Raw genomic sequence first — 1344 nt, forward strand, 5'->3', positions numbered from 1 at the left:
CTCCACGAGGGCTCGACGGCCGGGCCGCCGCGCAGAGCCGCCCTCGCGGCGCTCACCGACGCCTGGCTGGGAGCGCTCCTCGGCCGGGCCCCGTCCGCCGCGCTCGTCGCCGTCGGCGGCTACGGGCGCGGCGAACTCTCTCCGCGCAGCGACCTCGACGTCCTGCTGCTGCACGACGGTTCGGCGGACGCGCGGGAGATCGCGGCCCTCGCCGACCGCGTCTGGTACCCGGTGTGGGACATGGGCCTCGCGCTCGACCACTCCGTGCGCACCCCGGCCGAGGCCCGCACGGCGGCGGCCCGCGACCTCAAGGTGCACCTCGGGCTGCTCGACGCCCGGCACATCGCGGGCGACGCGCACCTGACCGCCGCCCTGCGCTCCACCGCCTACGCCGACTGGCGCGCCCAGGCCCCCGGCCGGCTGCCGGAGCTCGCCGAACTGTGCGCGGAACGGGCCCGCCGCCACGGCGAGTTGCGGTTCCTGCTGGAGCCCGACCTCAAGGAGGCGCGCGGCGGGCTGCGGGACGCGACCGCGCTGCGGGCCGTCGCCGCGTCCTGGATCGCGGACGCGCCGCGCGAGGGGCTGGAGGAGGCCCGTACGCGGCTGCTGGACACGCGCGACGCGCTGCACCTCGCCACGGGCCGGGCGACGGACCGGCTCGCGCTCCAGGAACAGCGGCAAGTGGCCGCGGACCTCGGCATACTGGACGCGGACACGCTGCTGCGGCGGGTGTACGAGTCCGCGCGCGCCGTCTCGTACGCGAGCGACGTGACCTGGCGCGAGGTGGAACGCGTGCTGCGGGCCCGCTCCGCGCGGCCCCGGCTGCGGGGGCTGCTGGGCGGCCGGGGAACTGCGGAGGGCGAGCGCAGCCCGCTCGCCGAGGGCGTCGTCGAGCAGGAGGGCGAGGTCGTGCTCGCCCGCACCGCGCGGCCCGACCGGGACCCGGTGCTGCCGCTGCGGGCCGCCGCCGCTGCCGCGCAGTCCGGGCTGCCGCTGTCGCCGCACGCCGTCCGCCGGTTCGGCGCGCCCACCGCGGCGCCGATGCCCGTGCCGTGGCCGGCCGAGGCCCGTGAGGCGCTCGTCATGCTGCTCGGCGCGGGGGAGCCGACCGTCGCGGTCTGGGAGGCGCTCGAAGCGGAGGGCGTCGTCTCCCGGCTGCTGCCGGACTGGGAACGGGTCCGCTGCCGCCCGCAGCGCAATCCCGTGCACCGCTGGACCGTCGACCGTCACCTGATCGAGACGGCCGTACGGGCCGCCGCGCTGACCCGCCGCGTCGGCCGCCCCGACCTGCTGCTGGTCGCCGCGCTGCTGCACGACATCGGCAAGGGGTGGCCCGGCGACCAC

General features: G+C 78.6%; 1 protein-coding gene. It reads left to right on the forward strand.

Annotated elements, in window-relative coordinates:
• Nucleotides 1–1344, forward strand: a 1344-nt coding sequence (locus tag ACFU99_RS43875; RefSeq protein ID WP_384404409.1) for a [protein-PII] uridylyltransferase, incomplete at both ends; no start/stop codon positions are given.

Origin of the sequence: Streptomyces sp. NPDC057654, from assembly GCF_042800135.1 — a bacterium.
Taxonomy (GTDB): domain Bacteria; phylum Actinomycetota; class Actinomycetes; order Streptomycetales; family Streptomycetaceae; genus Streptomyces.